Annotated in this window: 1 protein-coding gene; it reads left to right on the top strand. The window is 35.1% G+C overall.

Annotated elements, in window-relative coordinates:
• Window positions 1-56: 56 nt before the first annotated feature.
• The coding region (locus TCEL_RS00290) for an NADH-quinone oxidoreductase subunit NuoE family protein (RefSeq protein WP_242823427.1) at window positions 57-552 on the top strand (496 nt) is incomplete at its 3' end.

Raw genomic sequence — 552 nt, 5'->3', positions numbered from 1 at the left:
AGATTGTTTTAAGCAGAGAAATATATCAGAGGAATATTTATCCTCCAATTAATATTTTGCCTTCACTATCAAGACTTATGAAGGATGGAATTGGAGAAGGATATACAAGAGCTGATCATCCAGACGTAGCAAATCAAATTTTTTCATCCTATTCTAAGGTTCAGGAAGTAAAGGCTCTATCTCAAGTAATAAGAGAAGATGAACTTTCAGAGATTGATAAGAAATATTTAGAGTTTGGAAAAAAGCTTAATATTCCTGCAGCTAAGGTTTATGGAGTGGCAACATTCTATTCTTATTTTACTATGGAACCTAGAGGAAAACATGTAATCAATGTATGTATGGGTACAGCGTGCTTCGTAAAGGGTGCGGATAAGGTATTAGAGGAGATAAAAAAACAGCTTAACATCACAGAGGGTAATATGTCTCCAGATGGAATGTTTACGGTTGATAGTTTAAGATGTGTTGGTGCTTGTGGACTTGCACCAGTTGTTATGGTAGATGGAAAGGTTTATGGAAGAGTTAAGGTAGAAGATGTCAAGTCTATATTAGATG

The organism is Thermobrachium celere DSM 8682 (assembly GCF_000430995.1).
Taxonomy (GTDB): Bacteria; Bacillota; Clostridia; order Clostridiales; family Caloramatoraceae; genus Thermobrachium; species Thermobrachium celere.
This window is presented reverse-complemented; position numbering and strand designations above follow the sequence as displayed.